Source organism: Microbacterium sp. zg-Y625 (genome assembly GCF_030246925.1).
Classification (GTDB): Bacteria; Actinomycetota; Actinomycetes; order Actinomycetales; family Microbacteriaceae; genus Microbacterium; species Microbacterium jiangjiandongii.
In genome coordinates, this window is sequence record NZ_CP126740.1 from 257,288 (window position 1) to 277,376 (window position 20,089).

Annotated in this window: 16 protein-coding genes; 11 read left to right on the top strand and 5 right to left on the bottom strand. The window is 68.0% G+C overall.

Annotated features, from left to right (window positions below; genetic code table 11):
• The first annotated feature begins 116 nt into the window (after positions 1-116).
• Together QNO14_RS01195 and QNO14_RS01200 are read left to right on the top strand one after the other, a co-directional pair.
• Positions 117-875, top strand: a complete 759-nt coding sequence (locus QNO14_RS01195; protein ID WP_257506927.1) for an IclR family transcriptional regulator — start codon at positions 117-119, stop codon at positions 873-875.
• Positions 876-911: 36 nt separating this feature from the next.
• The gene (locus tag QNO14_RS01200; RefSeq protein WP_257495674.1) at positions 912-1,646 is read left to right on the top strand and encodes an IclR family transcriptional regulator; all 735 of its coding nucleotides are present in this window, start codon (positions 912-914) and stop codon (positions 1,644-1,646) included.
• Between the two features lie 73 nt (positions 1,647-1,719).
• Here the strand turns inward: QNO14_RS01200 and dctP are convergent, their stop codons facing one another.
• On the bottom strand, positions 1,720-2,775 hold the full coding sequence (gene dctP / locus QNO14_RS01205; protein WP_257495675.1) for a TRAP transporter substrate-binding protein DctP: 1,056 nt from the start codon (positions 2,773-2,775) through the stop codon (positions 1,720-1,722).
• 300 nt (positions 2,776-3,075) lie between these two features.
• On the opposite strand from dctP, the gene QNO14_RS01210 reads away from it, so the two are divergent.
• The gene (locus QNO14_RS01210; RefSeq protein WP_257506926.1) at positions 3,076-4,170 is read left to right on the top strand and encodes a Gfo/Idh/MocA family protein; all 1,095 of its coding nucleotides are present in this window, start codon (positions 3,076-3,078) and stop codon (positions 4,168-4,170) included.
• 7 nt (positions 4,171-4,177) lie between these two features.
• Here QNO14_RS01210 and QNO14_RS01215 read toward each other — a convergent pair whose 3' ends face one another.
• The 3 genes from QNO14_RS01215 to QNO14_RS01225 are packed head-to-tail and all read right to left on the bottom strand — an operon-like array spanning position 4,178 to position 6,601.
• Complete coding sequence (locus tag QNO14_RS01215; protein WP_257506925.1) at positions 4,178-4,651, bottom strand: type II 3-dehydroquinate dehydratase; 474 nt, start codon at positions 4,649-4,651, stop codon at positions 4,178-4,180.
• A gap of 9 nt (positions 4,652-4,660) precedes the next feature.
• Positions 4,661-5,941: a TRAP transporter large permease gene (locus QNO14_RS01220; RefSeq protein ID WP_257506924.1), complete on the bottom strand. Its 1,281-nt coding sequence runs from the start codon at positions 5,939-5,941 to the stop codon at positions 4,661-4,663.
• Between the two features lie 3 nt (positions 5,942-5,944).
• Positions 5,945-6,601, bottom strand: a complete 657-nt coding sequence (locus tag QNO14_RS01225; RefSeq protein ID WP_257495679.1) for a TRAP transporter small permease — start codon at positions 6,599-6,601, stop codon at positions 5,945-5,947.
• 259 nt (positions 6,602-6,860) lie between these two features.
• On the opposite strand from QNO14_RS01225, the gene QNO14_RS01230 reads away from it, so the two are divergent.
• The 8 genes from QNO14_RS01230 (at position 6,861) to QNO14_RS01265 (ending at position 18,717) form a co-directional block, all read left to right on the top strand.
• A complete protein-coding gene (locus QNO14_RS01230; protein WP_257506923.1) occupies positions 6,861-8,312 on the top strand; it encodes an aldehyde dehydrogenase family protein in 1,452 nt (483 codons plus the stop codon).
• Complete coding sequence (locus tag QNO14_RS01235) at positions 8,309-9,205, top strand: citryl-CoA lyase (RefSeq protein ID WP_257495681.1); 897 nt, start codon at positions 8,309-8,311, stop codon at positions 9,203-9,205. Before QNO14_RS01230 ends, QNO14_RS01235 begins: the two co-directional genes overlap by 4 nt.
• The gene (locus tag QNO14_RS01240) at positions 9,202-10,965 is read left to right on the top strand and encodes a thiamine pyrophosphate-binding protein (RefSeq protein WP_257495682.1); all 1,764 of its coding nucleotides are present in this window, start codon (positions 9,202-9,204) and stop codon (positions 10,963-10,965) included. The genes QNO14_RS01235 and QNO14_RS01240 overlap by 4 nt, the downstream gene beginning before the upstream one ends.
• Positions 10,966-10,987: 22 nt before the next feature.
• Positions 10,988-13,708 (top strand): TIM barrel protein, encoded by a 2,721-nt coding sequence (locus QNO14_RS01245; RefSeq protein ID WP_257506922.1) that lies wholly within the window; start codon positions 10,988-10,990, stop codon positions 13,706-13,708.
• A 157-nt stretch (positions 13,709-13,865) separates the two neighbouring features.
• Entirely contained in the window at positions 13,866-14,012 is a 147-nt protein-coding gene (locus QNO14_RS01250; protein ID WP_257506921.1) for a hypothetical protein, read from the top strand.
• Positions 14,013-14,118: 106 nt separating this feature from the next.
• Complete coding sequence (gene treS / locus QNO14_RS01255; RefSeq protein ID WP_257506920.1) at positions 14,119-16,413, top strand: maltose alpha-D-glucosyltransferase; 2,295 nt, start codon at positions 14,119-14,121, stop codon at positions 16,411-16,413.
• A gap of 140 nt (positions 16,414-16,553) precedes the next feature.
• Entirely contained in the window at positions 16,554-18,260 is a 1,707-nt protein-coding gene (locus QNO14_RS01260; RefSeq protein WP_257506919.1) for a DHA2 family efflux MFS transporter permease subunit, read from the top strand.
• Positions 18,241-18,717, top strand: a complete 477-nt coding sequence (locus QNO14_RS01265; RefSeq protein ID WP_257506918.1) for a MarR family winged helix-turn-helix transcriptional regulator — start codon at positions 18,241-18,243, stop codon at positions 18,715-18,717. The genes QNO14_RS01260 and QNO14_RS01265 overlap by 20 nt, the downstream gene beginning before the upstream one ends.
• 33 nt (positions 18,718-18,750) lie before the next feature.
• Here QNO14_RS01265 and QNO14_RS01270 read toward each other — a convergent pair whose 3' ends face one another.
• On the bottom strand, positions 18,751-20,025 hold the full coding sequence (locus QNO14_RS01270; RefSeq protein ID WP_257506917.1) for a phosphotransferase: 1,275 nt from the start codon (positions 20,023-20,025) through the stop codon (positions 18,751-18,753).
• Positions 20,026-20,089: the final 64 nt, after the last annotated feature.

A 20,089-nucleotide genomic window follows, 5' to 3' on the forward strand; every position in this document is an offset into this window, starting at 1 on the left:
TGCCGGCGCTGGCGCTCATCTGGGTCGAATTCGGCATTGCCTGGAAACGTACTAACCAGTACGTTCGCAATACGGGGTGATCAAAGCCGATTCAACCCTGTGGAAGAGGATGCTCGATGTCGAGTCTCGCCGAATGGAACGCACCCGACACGGTCGCACAGGCGCCGAAGTCGCTGCTCGGAAGGATCATCGCGGTGTTCGACGCGGTGAAGGAGTCTGACGGCTGCGCGTCGATCACCGATATCGCCGTGCGGACGCGACTGCCGAAGTCGACCGTGTCCAGACTCGTGACCGAGCTGACCGCTCAGCGTTACCTCGCCCGGACGGACGAGGGGATCGTGTTGGGCCTTCGTCTGTTCGAGCTCGGAGCGCGGGCGAGTCTGCCACGCCGTCTGATCGGCGCCGCCGCACCTGTCATCCGGAATCTTCGCGAGACCACTGGAGAGCGGGTAGTCCTTTGGATCCAGCAGGGTGACGACATGGTGTCGCTGGCCGCCGTTCCCGGTCGACTTCCGACGCTGCCGACGGTGGCGGGGATGAGGTCGCCCGTACTGACCACCGCCAGCGGAAAGGCGTATCTGGCGTTCTGCGATGATCAACGCATCGTGAACCGCATCAGCGCGCCGCTCGTCGCCGTCGCCGCTCGCAGGTTCCGCGAGGAGCTGACGCACGTGCGCGCAGCCGCCGTGGCGATGGACATCGAGATGTCGTACCCAGGCATCGCGGCTGTGGCGAGCCCCGTTCTCTCGCCCGATCGCGTCGTGCTCGGGGCCATATCGCTCGCGGGCCCCAGCGATGTGATGGACCCCCACGGCGTCGCGCCGTTGGTGCGCGCCGCCAGCAGCAACGTCACGCGGCGCCTGGCGCCGGCCTAGGTCATGCGGTCTGCGGCATGGACCAACGCGGTCAGCGTGCTCGATCGCATCACGGCGGTTTTCGACGCGTTCGGTGAGTACGACGAGGGCTTGGGGGTCTCCGAGCTCGCGCGGCACGCCAACCTTCCCAAATCGACCGTCTCCCGCATTGCCGGCGAGCTCGTCGAGCAGGGGATGCTCGACCGCGAGGGCGATACGTTCTACCTCGGAGCGAGGCTGTTCGAATTCGGGCAGACGGTTCCGCAGCCGCGCAAGCTGCGTCACTTCGCGTACCCCGTGATGGCTGGGCTGCGAGACCTCACGTCCCAGTCCGTCCAGCTGGCGGTGCTCGACGGAACGGACGTCGTCTTCCTGGCCATAGCGCGAAGCGAGCCGGCGATTCGTCCGCACGCGAGGATCGGCGGACGACTCCCTGCTCATGCGACGGCCGTCGGAAAGGCCATCCTGGCCTTTTCTCCGCCGGATGTCGTCGAACGGGTCATCCGGGGCGGGCTGGTCGCGCGAACGGCGCACACGATCACGGATTCCGATGCGCTCTCGCGGGAGCTGCTGCAGGTCAGAGGAGCGGGCGTGGCCGCAGAGCGGGAAGAATGCGTGATCGGTCGCTCCTGCATGGCCAGCCCGGTCGTGGCTGCAGGAGGTGAGCCCTTCGCCGCGATCTCCGTTGCGGGAGCGTCCGCCGACATCCGGGGAGATCACCTGGCAGCAGCCGTGCGAGCCGCGGCGGCGACCCTCTCGCAGCGAGCCGCGGTGGTCGGTCGCATGGGCTGAAAACGATCGCGGACAGACGGGTGGGGGTGGATGCCGCAGGCACCCACCCCCACCCCCCCCCGGGTGCGTGGCGTCAGCCGGCCATGTCGCGGATCGCCTCGTAGGCGGTCAGGGTGTCGCCGGAGTAATAGCCGCCGAAGAACTCCTCGGCCTGGCTGATGAAGGCATCCATGTCGATGTCCTCCTTCTCGATGACCGTGTACGCGCTATCGCCGCGGTACTCGTCCAGGATCTCCTCGGTCGACTCCTCGACGCACGCGCGGTTGTCCGGGCGGATGTCGTGGAGAGTCTGCTCCAGCAGCGCGGCCTGCTCGTCGTTCATCTTGTCGTAGGTCTTGTCGCTGACGATGAGCCAGTGGATGCCGATGTTGTGGTCGTTGAGCACGATCGTGTTGAGCACTTCGTCATAGCTCGACGAACGCGTTGCCACGATGGGGTTCTCCTGCCCGACCGCGATCCCCTGCTGCAGCGCCGAATAGACCTCCTCCACGGCGACCGAGACGGGGCTGGTCACCCCGAGCGCCTCGGCGTTGGCGAGGAACTGCGGCGAATTGGGGAACCGGATGGGTGCACCGCCGAGGTCAGCAGGGCTCCTCACCTCGAGGTCCTTGGTGGTGAAGGTCCGGTTCCCGAAGAACCAGCCGTCCACGATCCTCACGCCGGTGGCCTCGTGAAACGAGGAGAAGAGCTCTTCGGAGCCTTCATCGATCCACTTGAAGGCGTGATCGACGTCGTCGAAGGCGTAGGCAGCGTCGACGACCCCGATCGGTTCGAAGGTCGAGCTCAGCGCTGACGCGCCCTGCAGATCGATGTCGATGTCACCGGCCTGCACCAGCGGGAATCGATCCGCGTCGGGGCCGAGCTGGCTGGCGGGGAAGAGATCCACGGTGAAGCCCATGTCGGCTCCCTCGAGTTCTTCCTTCAGGACCTCGACTCCGCAGTAATAGTTGGGTGTCTGCTCGTTCTGGCTGGTCGCGACGGTGAGGGTGACCGGCTCGTTCGCCTCCTCCGGGGCCGCGTCCGTCGCCTGCGGGCTCCCGCCTCCGGAGCAGCCCGTGACGACGAGGGCTGCTGCTGCGAGCCCCGCCACGGCGTAACGGCTTCGACGGACCGATCGGTTGCTGCCCATGGGCTCTCCTCTTTCGTTCGCACGTCTTCGTGCGGTGCGGGTATAGGACTGGGCGGCGGCAGAGTTTCGAAGACTCTTCGAACCGTGTCGGTCCCTTCGTCTACGGTGCCACGCTCCAGCACGCTGGCAGTGCCGACTCTGACCGACTTCGAAACGTTCGCAAAGCGATGTCCCGACGAATGGAACATGGGCGCCCCCGACGTGACCGTGCCGGTCGGTGAATGGAACGGACCCCCCGGGGCGGGCGGCCGGTGACCTATCGTCGCTGCACGATGTCCGTTCACGAGGGTCTGGAGCACGATGATCTCAGCCGGCTCGAAGATCGTCCGTATCGCGGTGGTCGGCGCCGGGTTCATGGGGCGTCAGCACATCGGGTTCATCCGCGGATCTTCGCGCGCCGAACTGGTCGCCGTGGTCGATCCCCGCGCGGACGCCCTGACCGGGCTGGATTGCCCCGTGTTCAGCGAGACCCGTTCAATGCTCGATACCGTGCACCCTGACGCGGTCGTGGTCGCCAACCCCAACGCGGCCCACGTGGACACCGCTCGAGAATGCATCGAGGCCGGAGCCGCCGTCCTCCTCGAAAAGCCCATGGCGAGCTCGTACTCGGCTGCGCTGCGCTTGGCGGACACGGTCGCGCGGCAGCGCGCGCGCCTGCTCGTCGGTCACCAGCGCAGGCATCATCCCGCGATTGCGCGGGCGCGTGCCGCCATCCACGCCGGCGAGATCGGTCAGGTCGTCGCGGTGAGCGGAATGTGGTCGGCGCGCAAGGACGACGCGTACTTCACGGACACGCCCTGGCACAGCGAGCCCGGCGCTGGGGTCACACTGATCAACCTCGTGCACGACCTCGATCTGCTGCGCCATCTCTTCGGCGAACCCGCCGAGGTCCAGGCCATGTCGAGCAGACATGCCCGCGGTCTCGACGTCGAGGACACCGTCTCGGTGAATCTGCGATTCGAGAGCGGCGTGATGGGCAGCTTTCTGGCATCCGATGCCGGGGTTTCACCGTGGGGCTGGGATCAGGCCACCGAGGATGCTGCGGCGTTCCCGTTCATCCCGGACATGGACGCCTATCGCGTCGTCGGCACGCGCGGCGCCTTGTCGTTGCCCAATCTCGCCAGGTTCTCCTATGACGCGGGGGTCTCCCCGGACTGGCATTCGCCGCTTTCACGCACTCATCTGTCCGCAAGCCCTCGGAATTCGTTCGAGGCACAGCTCGATCACTTCATCGATGTGGCGGTCGGCGCCGCAGAGCCGTTGATCTCCGCTGCCGATGCGCTCGGCACCTTGGCACTCGTCGAGGCGATCGCCTCCTCTGCCCGCACCGGTGAGCCCGTTGATCTCGCTCGCTTCCGAGCGGCCCTCGCATCACGAGCGGGGGCAGAGACGTAGACACCGATCAGACCACAGCCTCCCGGGTCAGACGGCTGATCGTTCGGATCGCGAGGTCGTAGCCGTATGGCCCGGCGCCGGCGATCACGGCGCCCGCGACCGTCGACACCAGCGACCTCTGATAGACCTCGCCCCGTGAATGAATGTTCGTGATGTGCACCTCGACGATGGGGGTCTCGAGCATACGCAGAGCATCGAGCAGAGCGACCGAGGTGAAGCTGTAGCCCGCGGGATTGATCACAACGGCTGCCGACTGACGGAACGCGTCGTGCACCCAGTCCACGAGTTGGTGCTCAGCGCTGGTCTGTCCGAAGAAGACGTCGAATCCGAGCTCAGCGGCCGTCCGTCGGCAGCATGCCTCGATGTCCTCGATGGTCGCTCGTCCATACACGCCGGGCTCTCGCAGCCCGAGCATGTTGAGATTCGGCCCGTTGAGCACGAACAGCCGTCCGGGCACCATGCCTGCTTTCGTATCCGCCACGGCGGCGGGCTACAGCAGTCCGAGCAGCGTCGGCAGCGCCGTGACGATGACGGGGAACAGGGTGAGCAGCAGCAGCACGATGCCGAGAGGGATCAGGAAAGGGAGGATCCCTCGGAAGAGCTCTCCCATCGGACGCCGCGTGATCGAGCCGACCACGAAGAGAACCGCGCCGACTGGTGGTGTGAGAGACCCGATCATCAGGTTGAGGATCATGATGACGCCCAGCTGGACGGGCTCGATTCCGTATTCGCCGATGATCGGCATGAGGATGGGCACGAGCACCAGGATCACCGGAGCCGCCTCGAGGGGGATGCCGAGGAGGATCAGCAGCACGTTCAGCAGGAGCAGGAAGACGATCGGGTTGTCCGTGATGCCCGTCAGCCACTCGCCGAGCGCGCGGGTCACCTGCTCGCGGGCCAGCACCTGGCCCATGAGGTTGGATGCTCCGAGGATGAGGAGGATGCCGCCGGAGATGACGACCGTCTCCTTCGCCGACTTCCAGAAGACCCGCCAGTTGAGCGTGCGGTACATGAGACCGAGCGCCAGCATGTACACCGACGCGATTCCGGCGCTCTCGGTGGGGGTGAACCACCCGCTGAAGATGCCGCCGAGAATGATCACCGGCAGCATCGCGGGCCCGATCACGCGGACCGCCGCCCGACCGAGCAAGCCGCCGTCGAACGGGCGACTGCCCGCGATCTCCGGGTGTCGCCGAACCCAGATGAAGATGTAGGCGGCGAATCCCACGGCCATCATCATCGCGGGAATGATCGATCCGGCGAACAACGCGCCGGTCGAGATGGAGGCGGTCGCAGCGAAGAGGACGGCAGGGATGCTCGGGGGCATGACCGTGCTCATCAGCGAGCCGGACGCGGTGAGCCCGGCCGAGAACCCGTAGGGGTACCCCGCCTTGAGCATCTGCGGAATCTGCAGCTTGCTGGTCGATGCCGCGTCCGCGAGGGCGGAGCCGCTGATCCAGGAGAAGCCGATCGCGGTGCCGAGGTTGACGTAGGCGAGATTGCCCGGCAGCCGCGGAAGCAGGGCGCGGGCCAGGTCGTACAGCCGTGTCGCGATCCCCAGGTTGTTGGCGATGCTGCCGACGAAGATGAACAGCGGCACGGCCAGCAGCGGGAAGCTGTTGATGCCGTTGACCATGGAGGAGAGGGCGTATCCCGCTGACAGGCCCTGGCTGTAGAAGTACAGCAGGCTGGCGGCGATCATGGCGAAGGCGACAGGAACCCGCAAGAACAGGAACACGACGAACAAGAGGATGTAGAGCCACAGGTCCACGACTCAGATCTCCATCTCGTCGATGTCGAGCTTGCGCTCCGGGCGGGCGGCGAAAGGGATCTTGAAGGCGGACTGCACGGCGGCCGACAGGAAGCCGACCAGAGCGAACACGTACAGCACACCCATCGGCACGTGCATCGCGGCGCTCAGCCTCCCCCACTCGGTGTCGATCTTCACCCACGCCTCGTAGGCGAGCGCCAGGCTCGTGAGCACCATGATCACGGCGGACACGACGCGCAGTGCCACGAACCACCGGGTCCCGGCGAGCATCTCATCGAAGATCTCGAGCACGATGTGGCCATTGCGCCCCACGAGATAGCCGGCGGTGATGAAGGTCAGCGCGATCATCGACAGGAGCGCGAGCTCGCCGGCTCCCACCCAGCTGACGGCGGGGAAGTAGCGTCCCAGCACCTGGTACATCACGCCGAAGACGATCAAGGCGAACAGCGTCACGCCGATGGTGATCTCGACAGCAGAGAGGGCTCTGATGAAGGCCGGGTCAGGGGGAACCCCCTCGTTCAGCTTCGGTGCGGTGTAGAAGGTCCTCGTGGGCGGGAAGATGGAGTCCTCGAGCGCGGGCTTCTCCGCGGCAGGAGACTCAGCGCCCTCCGCGCGGGGAGGATCCTCAGGCGCATCGAACGCGCGCTCTTCGTCGGTCATGACGTCACCTCCGACGTGTCTGGCCCCATTGCCGATCTCCTTGCCGGTCCGCAGGCGGTGCGCGCTCAGATGCCACGCCCCAGAGACTCTGGTCTGCCTGCAGGGGGCTGCATAGCCGAGTCTCGCCGAATGGGACACCGGTCCCGCAGCGACACGACGACGGTGCCGGGGCATTTCTGCCCAGTGGGACGGGCTTTGTCGGCGAAGTCCGCGTGTGAATAGCATGCGATCGGTGTCAGAGCCGACGGACGGAGTTGTCATGACCGCATCTACATCGAAGGCGCTGTCGAGCGAGCAGGAGGCTGAGCTCGACGACGTGTTCGCCCGCGCCCAGGCGGCGCTGAAGATCATCGAGACCTACGACCAGGAGCGCGTCGATCGCCTGATCCGCGCCGTCGCGTGGGCGGTGGCGAACCGTTCGGCCTTCCACCGGCTCGTGGAGATGGGGATCGAGGAATCCGGTCTCGGCGACTTCGACAGCCGGATGAACAAGCGCATGAAGATCCGCGGTGTGCTCCGCGACGCGCTCCGCTCTCCCTCGGTCGGCATCATCGAGGAGGATGTCGAGCGAGGGCTCGTCAAGTACGGCAAACCCGCGGGCGTGATCGGGTGCGTGGTCCCCACCACCAACCCCGACCTCACTCCTGCGGGCAATGCGATCTATGCCATCAAGGCACGGGACGTCGTGGTGTTCTCACCGCACCCGCGCTCGAAGCGCACCACCTTCGAGACGGTTCGGCTCATGCGGGAGGCACTCGAGGCCGAAGGTGCACCGGCCGACATCCTCCAGTGCATCACGCTGCCGAGTCTCGCGGCATCCCAGGAGATCATGCGTCGCTCCGACCTCGTCATCGCCACCGGTGGCCAGGGTCTCGTGCGCGCCGCGTACAGCTCCGGCACGCCCGCGTACGGCGTGGGGGCGGGCAACGCGACCGAGTTCGTCGATGAGACGGCCGATCTGGCGGAGACGGCACGCAACTGCATGCTCTCCAAGACCTCGGACTTCGGCTCGGGATGCTCAGCGGATGGCAACGTGCTGGTTCCGCGATCCCGCTACGAGGCCATGCTCCAGGCGCTTGAAGCCGAAGGCGCGTATCTCGCCGATGCGCAGCAGCGCGCCGCCCTGCAACGGGTGATGTGGGATGCCGACGGCCATCGGCTGGCCGACACCGTCGCGGTGTCGCCGCAGGCGCTCGCGCGGGCGGCGGGCTTCGAGATCCCCGACGACAGGAAGTTCATCGTCGTCGAAGGCGACGGGATCGGTGAGGAGCACCAGTTCTGCAAGGAGAAGCTGACGACTCTCATGGCCGTGCACGCCTACGAGGGGACGTTCGAGGACGGAGTGGAGGTCGCGAAGCGGCTCTACGACATCGGCGGGAAGGGCCACTCCTGCGGCATCGCGTCCACCGACGACGCGCACATCGACTACTTCGCCCGCCACATGCCCGTGTCGCGGATCATGGTCCGCCAGCCCAACTCGAAGGCCAACGCGGGGTCGTTCACGAACGGCATGCCCATGACGTCCTCGATGGGCTGCGGAACGTGGGGCGGGAACATCACGTCGGAGAACGTGTCCCTTCGCCACTACCTCAACACCACCTGGGTCTCGCGCACGATCGCGGAAGACCGTCCCTCCGACGAGGCGCTCTTCGGCGACTTCTACGATCCCGCGCTCGAGGCGACCGGCGCGGACGCGGTCTCCGCCGCATGAGCGCGTCCCTGGACGGCGACGCTGCCGTCACGTCGCCGCAACCCGACGCCGAAGCCCTCGTCGCGGAGGCTCGGCAGTGGTGGCAGACCGACATCATCGACATCCACCCCGGTGAGATCGCCCTGCGCGGCTATCCCATCGAGGAGCTCATCGGCAACGTCGGTTTCGTCGACACGATCTGGCTGATGCTGCGGGGAGAGCTGCCGTCGCGTGCCCACGCCGCCTTGTTCGAGGCGGCTCTGGTGGCATCCGTCGACCACGGCCCGCAGGCGCCGTCGATCGCGATCGCGCGGATGGCGGTCACCTGTGGGGTGCCGGTCAACGGGGCGATGGCCTCGGCGATCAACGTGCTCGACGACATCCACGGCGGACCCGGCCAGCAGTGCATGGAGCTGTATCTCGAGATCGACGCGGAGATGGAGGAAACCGGCGCCCTCGACCAGGCGGTCGACCGGGTGCTTCAGCGGTGGCGTGATGCCGGCATACGCTACGTCCCCGGCTTCGGGCATCGCTTCCATCCCCTCGACCCCCGCACCCCCAGGCTTCTGTCGCTGGTCGATGACGCGGTCGCCGAGGGCATCGTCGGCGGGAGGTTCGCCGCCATCGGCCGCGCGGTGGCTGATGCGATCAGCTCCGGCAGGGCCGCACCCATCCCGATGAACGTCGACGGGGTCACCGCGGTCATCTACTGCGAGCTGGGGCTACCCCCCGAGCTCGGGCGCGGTGTCTTCATCCTCGCCCGCTCGGTCGGCATCCTCGCCCATGCCAGCGAGCAGATGAAGCAGGGCGGCCGTATCAAGGGCCCGATGCCGAAATCCCTCGGCTACACCTACACCGGACCCGCCCACCGGCCGGTTCCGCGCAATGACGATCAAGGAAGGCCCCGCTCATGAAGGATCTCGTCTCGAACCAGATCACCCGATATCTCGAATCCCGTGACGTGACGCACGTCTTCGGCCTGTGCGGCCACACGAACATCGCGCTGCTGGCGGCCCTCGAGAAGAGCGACCGGATCGCCTTCGTGAACGTGCGCCACGAGCAGATCGCCGCGCACGCCGCGGACGGATACGCCCGCGCGACGAAGCAGACGGCCGTCGTCCTGACGCACCTGGGGCCGGGACTGACCAACGCCGCGACGGGGGTGGCCAACGCCGCGCTCGACTCGATCCCGATGGTCGTCATCGCCGGCGATGTGCCCTCGCACTACTACGGCAAGCACCCCCACCAGGAGGTCAACCTCCACGCCGATGCCGCGCAGTACGAGATCTACCGCCCGTTCGTCAAGCGTGCGTGGCGGGTCGACAAGCCACAGCTGGTCGCCGAGGTCCTGGACAAGGCGTTCACCCTCGCGGCGAGCGGGAGACCAGGTCCCGTGCTCGTGGACGTGCCCATGGACGTCTTCTCGGCGCACGTCGAGGTCGAGTCCTTCGACCGTGTCATCAGCGGCACGCGTGCTCTCGTGAAGCCGAGCCTCGACGAGGCGGCCGCCGAACGCATCGTCCAGAACCTCCTCGAGGCCGATCGCCCGGTGCTCTACGTCGGCGGCGGGATCATCGGCGCGGGGGCGTCACCGGAACTCGTCGAGTTCGCGGAGCATCTGTCGCTCCCCGTCGCTCACAGCCTGATGGGCAAGGGCGCGGTGCCGGACGACAATCCCCTCGTGCTCGGCATGACCGGGTTCTGGGGCACGGCCTTCACGAATGAGACCACGCGGACAGCCGACTGGATCCTCGCGTTGGGCACCCGGTTCGCCGAAGCCGATTCGAGCTCGTGGTATCCGGAGTACACCTTCGACATCCCGGCGACCAGGCTCATGCAGATCGACATCGATCCCGCCGAGCTGGGTCGTAACTATCCGCTGGAGATCGGCGCGCTCGCCGACCTCAAATCCGCGCTGGCGGTGCTTCTTCGCGTGGCGCGCCGACTGGCGCCCGAGGGCGTGCAGCGGCCCGAGCTCGTGGCGCAGATCGCCGCGAGCCGCGACGCGGTGCGGCGCGGCAACGTCGAGGCGCAGTCATCCGATGCGTGGCCCATGCGCCCCGAGCGCATCCTCTCCGAGACCAGGGAGGTCCTCCCCGGCGACGCGATCATCACCACGGACGTCGGCTGGAACAAGAACGGTGTGGGACAGCAGTTCGACATCCTGACTCCCGGCACCTTCCTCACGCCCGGTGGCTTCGCGACGATGGGGTTCGGGGCTCCGGCCGCCGTCGGGGCGAAGATCGGATGCCCGGACCGGGTGGTCGTGTCGCTCGTCGGCGACGGGGGGTTCGGCCAGAACCCCGCCGTTCTCGCCACGGCCCGCGAGGAGAACGTCGCGGTGGTCTGGGTCGTGATGAACAACAACGCGTTCGGCACCATTGCGGGGCTGGAGAAGGCGGCGTTCGACACCACATACGGAACGGTGTTCGGAAGCGCGGAGGACCCCATGTACACCGACTTCGCCAAGATCGCCGAGGCCTACGGGGTCACCGGAATCAAGATCGAGTCCGCCGCGGAGTTCAAGCCGGCCCTCGAGCGCGCCATCGCCGCCGGCGGGCCCGTGGTGATCGACGTGTCGATGGTGAATGTGCCCACCCCGACCACGGGCCACTGGAACATCCTCGACATCTACTCCCCGGGCGAGACGATCGAGCACGTCGCCACCCACTGACCGGCAGATCGGCGGTTCGACCATGACGATCACCCCGCGCGCACGCGACGTGCTCATCTCGACCGTGTGCTTGGCGGGCACGCTCGAAGACAAGCTGAACGCCGCCGCCGAGGCCGGATTCGGCGGCGTGGAGATGCTCGAGTACGACCTCCTCATGTCGTCCTGGTCCCCCCGGCGCCTGGCGGCCGAGGCGGCCGGGCTCGGCCTGGCGGTGGACGTGTACCAGCCGTTCCACGTCGAGACCGTGCCGGCGGAGGCGTTCGATCGTCAGCTGCGCAGGGCGGAGCGCAAGTTCGACCTGCTCGGCGAGCTCGGCGCGCGCGTCCTCGTGTGCTGCTCGGAGAGGACCACGGAAGGACTGGACGACGAGGAGCGCGCGGTCGACCAGCTGCGCACGCTCGCGGAGCGGGCTCACGCGCGAGGGCTCCGGCTGGCCTACGAAGCCGTGCCGTGGGGCCGGGTGCGCAGTCACGCGCAGGCGTGGAAGCTCGTCGAGCGGGTCGACCATGCGGCGTTGGGGCTCTGCCTCGACAGTTTCCACGTGCTCTCCCTCGAGAACTCGGCCGCGGCGCTCGCCGGCATCCCGACCGAGAAGGTCTTCCACGTGCAGCTCGCCGACGCGCCGCGCCCGAACATCGACGTGCCGGAGTGGAGCCTGCACCACCGCCTGTTCCCGGGGCAGGGTTCGCTCGACGTCGCCGGCTTCCTCGCCCAGCTGCAGGGCACCGGCTACGACGGTCCCGTCGCGCTGGAGGTGTTCAACGACGTCTACCAGCAGGAGGATCCTCGCCACGCCGCGACGGACGCGATGCGCTCGATCCGCGTTCTCACCGAGGCGATCACGGCGGCGTCGGGCGACGTGCCCGCCGCCCAGCCGTCCGCGTCCGACCTTCCACCGGCGCCTCGCCTGAACGGCTTCGCCTTCACGGAACTCGCCGTCGACGACATCTCCGGACCGCTTCTCTCGCGCGCCTTGCGCGCCCTCGGCTTCGCGCACACCGGTCGGCATCGCTCCAAGCCCGTGCAGTTGTGGGAGCAGGGCGGCGCCCGGGTGCTGCTGAACTTCGGACCTGAGAGATCCGTCCCCCCGGCGACGGCGGCGATCAGCGCGCTGGCCGTCGAGAGCGTCGACCCCGCGGCCTCGATGCTCCGCGCGGAGAGCCTGCTGGCGCCCAAGCTCGCCCGGCCCCGTGGCCCGCACGAGATCGACATCGCGTCGGTGGCGACGCCGGGGGGTGCGTCGCTGTTCTTCTGCGACCCCGACGCAGGCCGCACCTGGCTGACCGACTTCGACCCGACAGGGGAGCCGCTCCCGGAATCCCCGCTGCTGCGCGATGTCGACCATGTGGCGATCACGGAGGCCATCGACGACTTCGATCAATCCGCCCTATTCTTCCGCACGGTCCTCGGGCTGGTCGAGGGCGTCTCCGGCGAGATCACCGCGCCGTTCGGTCTGGTCCGCACCTGGTCCGCGCGCGATCGTGACGAGCGCGTGCGGGTGGTCCTCAGCACGACGCCGCTGCGCCGCGGGGATTGGGCGCCCGCCGTGTCCAGCCCGCAGTACATCGCGTTCTCGACCGATGACGCGATCGACTGCGCGCGTGCCCTGCGTGAACGCGGCGCCTCGATCCTCAGCATCCCCGACAACTACTACGACGACCTCGACGCCCGGTTCGAGCTCGCGCCCGGACTCGTCGACCTCCTGCGCGAGCACTCTGTGCTCTACCACCGTGATGAGGGTGGTGCCGTGCTGCATTTCTTCACGGAGATGGTCGGCTCACGCGTCTTCTTCGAAGTCGTGCAGCGCATCGACGGCTACGACGGGTTCGGCGACCGGCACACCGTCCCGCTGCGCATGGCTGCCCACCGTCGCCAACGGATGCGCACCCTGGGCAGTCCGCCCTCCTCGGGATCGGGGGAGCAGAAACGCGACTATTCGCTCGCGCATCTGACCGCGCTGAGCCTGACCCCACCCGAGCTCGTCGACGCCGCCGCCTCGGCGGGATATCGCTATGTGGGCCTGCGCATGACGAAAGTCACGACGCAGGAACCGCATTACCCGCTGGCCTCCGACCCGGCGCTCATGCGCGCGACGAAGACCCACCTCGCAGCGACCGGCGTCGAGGTGCTCGACATAGAGCTGGCGCGTGTGACATCAGGAGACAACCCACGCGACTACTTGCGATTCCTCGAGGCGGGCGCCGAGCTCGGAGCTCGCCATGTCATCACCCAGCTGCCCGATTCCGATTTCTCGCGCAAGGCGGATCGCTTCGCGGAGCTGTGCCAGCTCGCCGCTCCTCTCGGGCTGACGATGGACCTCGAATTCCCCTCGTGGACCGAGACGCCGGACCTGGCTGAGGCTGTGCGGGTGCTGCGCGCCGCGGCGCAGCCCAATGCCGGGCTTCTGATCGATCTCCTCCACTTCTCGCGATCGGGCTCGAGTGTCGAGGAGCTGCGCGAGCTGCCGCAGGAGTGGTTCCACTACGCGCACGTGTGTGACGCGCCGGCGGAGATCCCCGACACGACGAGTGGGCTGATCCACACTGCCCGCTTCGAGCGACTGTTCCCCGGCGAGGGCGGACTCGACATGCGCGGCATCCTGTCCGCACTGCCAGACGGCATTCCGTACGCGCTCGAGATCCCGCGCGCGATGCTCGTGGCCCAGGTGGGCCCTAAAGAGCATGCCCGCCTGGCAATCGATGCGGCGCGACGCCACCTCGACGCCGTCGACGCGCTCGTGTGAGCCCCGGCTCCCGGAAGAGGATGGCGCCCGGGGGGCTGCCGCACCGCGCGGCCGGATGCGACCGTGATGGAACTCCCCGCGTTGCGCGTTGCCCGCCGGCGACACCCCCGCGACGCGGACTGCGGTACCGTGAGCCTCATCGGCGAAGGAGACGAAGATGGCGCGAGACAAGGCACGCTCGTCAGGCTGGTGGGGCAGGTTCGTGGCGCTGTTGGCGGGGGTGCCGCCGATTGCGGTGCAGGCCGCCGACGACGACACCCACGACGACGAGCCCGGGCCGTTCGCGCGCCGCTCGGAACGCTGACGCGGCGCACCGCGCACCGCGCGCTCCCGGGCGCGGCTCTCATAGTGGTTCCCGGTGCCCGGCACCAGTCCCGATTTCGGAAGGCGCCATCCCGTAGCGTTGAACGATGGCGCACGACGACCTTCGGCCGGAGGACCTCTACACCGGCCCCATCGACCTGACCGGGATCGACGCTGAGGGCGGTGAGGACGCTGACCTCGAGAAGGCCGAGATCAGCTACGACGAGCAGCGCTATCCCGCCCGGCCGAGGCGACTGCGGCCACGCGACCAGTTCCGCGGGGGGAGCGTGCGTCGCATCAAGACCGACCCGCGCACGGCGAACGGCACCAACCCGTCGTACGTCGAGTGGCTCGTACGGCAGTCGATGCTGAAGGATGCCGATGTGCTCGCGCGCCAGCTCGCTGGACAGCCGGCGATGTGGCGCAACCCCTATGCACGCCCCGACGCCCGGCGCGCGATCGCGGCGACCGACGTCTGGTTCACGGCGTACCCGATCTCGCTCATCACCCGTCCGGGGCAGTCGTTCCTGGCGGCGCTGGGCGACGACGAGCTGTGGTCGGCGTTCGAGCGCATCGGGATCAACGCGGTGCACACCGGTCCGGTGAAGCGGGCCGGCGGCATCGCAGGCTGGCGCGAGACGCCCAGCGTCGACGGCCACTTCGACCGCATCAGCACCGAGATCGACCCCGCCTTCGGCACCGAGGAGGAGTTCCGCGCCCTGTGCGACGCCGCTGACGGTCACGGCGGCAGCGTCATCGACGACATCGTGCCCGGGCACACCGGCAAGGGAGCCGACTTCCGGCTCGCCGAGATGGGGTTCAAGGACTACCCCGGCATCTACCACATGGTCGAAATCGCCCCCGAGGACTGGGGTCTGCTCCCCGACGTGCCCGAGGGTGTCGACAGCGTCAACCTTGACCTCGCCACCGAGCAGGAGCTCGCGGAGCGCGGGTACATCATCGGCGCTCTCCAGCGCGTCATCTTCTACACGCCGGGCGTGAAGGAGACGAACTGGAGCGCGACGGCACCCGTCATCGGCCCCGACGGCATCACACGCCGCTGGGTCTACCTGCACTATTTCAAGCAGGGACAGCCGTCGATCAACTGGCTGGACCCCACGTTCGCCGGCATGCGCCTGGTCATCGGCGACGCTCTGCACTCGCTCGGTGAGCTCGGCACGAGCGCCCTGCGGTTGGATGCCAACGGCTTCCTCGGCGTGGAGAAGACCGCCGGGGGTCCGGCGTGGTCGGAGGGGCATCCGCTCTCGCACGCCGCGAACCACATCATCGCCGGCATGGTGCGAAAAGTCGGCGGGTTCACCTTCCAGGAGCTCAATCTGACGATGGAGGACATCCGCGACACCGCGGCCGTCGGAGCCGATCTCTCCTACGACTTCGTCGGTCGTCCCGGCTATCACCACGCTCTGGCGACAGGGCAGACGGAGTTCCTGCGGCTTGCGCTGCGGACATCGCTCGAGCTCGGCGTGCAGCCGGTGCAGCTGGTGCACGGGATGCAGAACCACGACGAGCTCACCTATGAGCTCGTGCACTGGGCGACCCGGCACGGCGACGATCTCTACCGCTTCCGCGGCGAGGAGATCTCCGGCGGTCATCTCGCCGAGGTGGTGCGGGCCGAGCTCACCGAGAGCTTGACCGGCACGGCGGACTACAACCGCGTCTTCACCCAGAACGGCATCGCCTGCACCAGCACCTCGCTCATCGCGGCGACGCGGGGCATCGAACGACTCGCCGACATCGAAGAGACCGACGTCCCGGCCATCCGGGACGCGCACCTGCTCCTCTGCGCGTACAACGCCTGGCAGCCCGGCGTCTTCGCCCTGTCCGGCTGGGACCTCGTGGGCATGCTCACGATCCCGAGCGAGGAGGTCGCCGACCTGCTCGCGGCGGGCGACACACGGTGGATCGAGCGCGGCGCGCACGACCTGCTCGACGTCGACCCGGGGGCGACGCGCTCCGCGGCAGGGATGCCGCGTGGTCGTGCCCTCTACGGACCGCTTCCCGCCCAGCTGGACGACCCCGAGTCGTTCGCCTCGCGCCTGGCCGCCATCCTCGACCTGCGACGGGAGTCCGGCATCGCGACGGCCACGCAGGTGGACATCCCCGAGGTCGCGCACGCGGGGATGCTCGTGCTCGTGCACCGTCTGGATGACGGCGACGCCGACGCGGACGCACCGATCCAGGTCACCGTGCTCAACTTCGCCGCCGAGCCCACCGAGGGCACGGTGCGCTCGGAGCACCTCGTGCCCGAGAGCGTCGTCGTCGACGCAGCGTCTGGGGAGACCGTCGGGCGCGTCGATGACCTGCGGAGCTTCTCGGTCTCGCTGTCCGCCTACGGGGCGATGTTCCTCACGCTGACGCCGGCGGCGCCCGCGCCGGAGTGACGCAGGCCAGAGCGGCGGCGTCGATCCCGGCGATCTGCTCGACGCTTCCGCAGTTAGTTGACGTGGGGCAATAGTTGCCTGATCGCAACTAATGGCATATAGTTGATCCTCATCAACTTCTACCACGGGAGCAGTCTCACTTGAGCAACGCGTCGTCAGCGACACCGGATACGAAGCGCTCCGCGCGCGAGATCTACACCGCCATCTCCGGCCTCATCGTCGGCATGTTCGTCGCCGTGCTGTCAGGCACGATCGTGTCGACGTCCATGCCGGTCATCATCAACGATCTGGGTGGCACCCAGTCCCAGTACACCTGGGTGATCACGGCGAGCCTCCTCGCGACCGCTGTCTCGACGCCCGTCTGGGGCAAACTGGCCGACCTCGTCGACCGCAAGATCCTCATCCAGGTCTCGCTCATCATCTTCACCGTGGGAACCGTCATCGCCGGGTTCTCCACCGACACGAACATGCTGATCGCGGTCCGCGTCGTGCAGGGCATCGGCGTCGGCGGCCTGATGTCGCTGGTCATGATCGCCGTGGCGCTGATCATCTCCCCGCGCGAGCGCGGTAAGTACATGGGCGTCGTCGGCGGCATCATGGCGCTCGGCACGATCGGCGGCCCCCTGCTCGGTGGACTGCTCACCGACGCGTGGGGCTGGCGCGCCAACTTCTTCGTCGGCGTGCCCTTCGCCGTCGTCGCGCTCGTCCTGCTGCAGTTCACGCTGCACCTGCCCAAACCGCAGCGGGGGAGGGTCTCGATCGACTACTTCGGCATCGTGCTGCTCACGGTGGGCGTCTCGACGCTCCTCATCTGGGTCTCGATGGGCGGTAGCCAGTTCGACTGGGACTCGACGACCAGCATCCTTCTCGCGGTCACCGCGGGCCTGGGCATCGCCGGCTTCATCACCGTCGAGTTCTTCGTCAAGGAACCGATCGTTCCGATGTCGCTGTTCCGCAACCGCACCTTCACGCTGTCTGTGGTCGCATCGGTCGCCATCGGCGTGTCGATGTTCGCCACATCGGTGTTCCTCGCTCAGTACTTCCAGCTCGCTCGTGGCGCCACACCCACCGAATCCGGTCTCATGACGATTCCGATGATCATCGGCCAGATGGGCGCGTCGATCATCATCGGCCAGCTCGTGAGCCGGTTCGGCAAGTGGAAGGGGTGGATGCTGGCGGGATCCGTTCTCGCCACCATCGGGGTGAGCCTGATGGCGACACTGCGCTACGACACCCCGTTCGCTCTGGTGGCGGTGTACATGTTCGTGCTCGGCGCGGGCCTGGGCATGGTCATGCAGAACCTCACGCTGATCGTGCAGAACGACACCGCACCGCAGCAGCTCGGTGCCGCCTCGTCGAACGTGAACTTCTTCCGCACCATCGCGGGGACCATCGGCGTCACCATCATGGGATCGCTGCTGTCCACGAACGTCGGCACCTACATCGCGGACGGCCTCGGCGACTTCATCCCCTCGACGGAGGCGGAGCTCACCGCGCTGAAGAACCTGGGGGCAGGCGACGTCCCGAAGGTGGGAGCCTTGCCGGAGTCTCTCCGTACGATCGTCGAGGGAGCCTACGGGCATGGAATCGCCGATGCGTTCATCATCGCCATCCCGCTCGCCGTCATCGGCATCATCGCGATCGCCTTCGTCAAGAACAAGCCGCTCTCGACGATGACCGCCGCGGAGCATCTCCGCGAGCAGGCGGAAGAATCGGTCATCCAGGTCGCGGAGGCCGAGGTCGGCGGGTCGGCCGAGGGCGGGCGCGTCTCGGGCGGTGAAACGACGGCGACCTCGACGGGCTCGGTGTCGGTCCTCGAGCGCACGGATGAGCGCCGCGAGCGCTGAGATGATCCTCACCGAGGCTGAAGCGGCCCCAGAGGTGGAGCAGGCGCTCGCTGACCTGCGAGGCCACATGAACCTGGCGTTGGCCCGCGTGCGTTCCCTGTGGAAGGAGTCGGCGGCCAGTCTCCACCCCGACCTGCAGGTCACGGGGTACAAGCTGCTGATGTTCATCGATCAGGCGGGCACGACCCACGCGCACGAGCTGTCGGAACGCTTGGACATGGACAAGTCCGTCATCAGCCGCCAGGTGCGGATGCTCGAGAGCGCCGGCCTGCTCGAGTCTCGACCCGATGAACGCGATGGGCGACTGCGGGTGCTCAGCGCGACACCGCGAGCGTCCGCCGCCCTGCGTGCGCTGTCGGAGCAGAACGCCGCGCGCATGCGCAAGGAGATCGGCGAGCTCAGCGTTGCGGAGATCCGAGCAGCGTCGAAGGTCTTCCGACTGCTGTCTGAGATCTGACCCGAAGCCCCGCTGCCTCCGTCACCGGGGGACTCAGGCCAGGGCGGCGTCGATTCCGGCGAGCGGCACGGGCAGCCAGTCCGGGCGGTTGCGTGCCTCGTAGGTCGACTCGTAGACCGCCTTGTCGAGCACGAGCGCATTCAGCAGCACGGGGTCGAGCTCGATCGCGCCCTCCGTGCCGCTGTATGCGTCGACGAATGCCGACTGGCACGCGTGTGCCCAATCGGCCGCGTCGGTCCCGCCCCCGACCGCGCCGGCGTAGTCGAACGAGCGCAGCATTCCGGCGACGTCGCGGGGCGGCAGATCGGGGATCGCGCGCTCCGGCATGGGGCGCAGCGGCTCGCCTTCGAAGTCCACAACGCGCCATCCGCCGTCCTGCACGGCGAGCACCTGGCCGAGGTGCAGATCGCCGTGGATGCGCTGCAGCTGCGGCCAGGGACGCTCGAGTGCGGACTGGTAGACGGCGTCGATCGCGGACATCCGGTCGGCCACGGCCGGCACTTCGGCGGCGGCGGTGGCGAGCCTGCGCCGCCAGGTGCTCACCGTGGATGCCACGTCGTCGGGGCCGGCATCCACGGTGCCCAGGCTCGCGCCCAGGGCTGCGTGCACTCCGGCGAGGGCGGTGCCGAGCGCCCGTGCGGCGGCGGTGAAGTCGCGCCGCTCCCGTGCCGCCTCGAGCGCGACCGCCCAGCCGTCCTGCACGCCGGGGAGGAAGTCCTGGGCGAAACCGAGGGTGCCCCGCGCGACGCCGGACTCGCGTCCGGAGTCCGGCCACTCCGCGTCGAGGCTTCCGAGGAACCGCGGCACATATGGCGACCCCGCTGCGCTCAGCGCACGTTGCACCGTGACGTCGGGGTTCTCGCCGTGGTGAAGGGTGCGGAAGAGCTTCAGGATGATGGTCGGCCGCCCATCCTCGTCGAAGACGATCGACGTGTTGGACTGCTCGCCGGTGAGCACGCGCGACCCCGTCACCCGGCTGGTATCGACGCCCATCTGTGCGAGCAGCGACAGGGCGTAGGGCGCATGCCCCGTGGCATCCACCAGATAGCCGTCGTCGGAGTGGGCCAGCGGGTCTCCCGCCTTCGGGGGCGACCCGACCAGAGTCAGGGGCACGTGGTAGAGCGCCGGCACCGATCCTGCGTCGTCCATCAGCAGGTAGCGCGTGGCTTCGGGGGCGGGGGCGGCGTCGATGATGCGAAAGCGCGGCACGTGGCTCTTGCCCGCGTACCAGCGCTGGCGCACCACCCAGGCGCCGAGGTCTTCATCCGTGAACTGCACGCTCCACCATGGCGCGAATCGGGTCGCCACGGAAAGGACTGGACCTGCGGGCGGTTCGCGTAGTACTGGCGCCATCTCGCGCCGCGCGCCCGGG